At 70.4% G+C, this 372-nt stretch carries 1 protein-coding gene; it reads left to right on the top strand.

What is annotated here, in order from left to right; all coding sequences use genetic code 11:
• Window positions 1-43: 43 nt before the first annotated feature.
• A partial coding sequence (locus tag HCJ94_RS29440) for a helix-turn-helix transcriptional regulator (RefSeq protein WP_168004258.1) occupies window positions 44-372 on the top strand: 329 nt, incomplete at its 3' end.

The raw sequence follows: 372 nt of genomic DNA, 5'->3' as shown, positions 1-372 counted from the left end.
GTGTCACCCCTCATGGGGGCGCGCACGCGCCGCCGCGCATCGCCTGCGTGACCTCGCGCTGCTGCGCCGCGTCCGCGACCGGATCGACCGCGAGTACGCCCAGCCGCTGGACGTCGAGGCCCTCGCCCGCGGCGTCAACATCTCCGCCGGTCACCTCAGCCGCCAGTTCCGACTCGCCTACGGCGAATCCCCGTACGCCTACCTCATGACGCGACGCATCGAACGCGCCATGACACTGCTACGACGTGGCGACCTCACCGTCACCGAGGTCTGCTTCACCGTCGGCTGCTCGTCACTGGGCACCTTCAGCACCCGCTTCACCCAACTGGTCGGCGTGCCACCCAGCGTCTACCGTGAACAGGCCGCGGCCGC

The organism is Micromonospora thermarum, from assembly GCF_012034245.1.
GTDB lineage: Bacteria > Actinomycetota > Actinomycetes > Mycobacteriales > Micromonosporaceae > Micromonospora > Micromonospora thermarum.
Note: the sequence above shows the minus strand (reverse complement) of the source record. Positions and strands in the feature narration are given on the sequence as shown.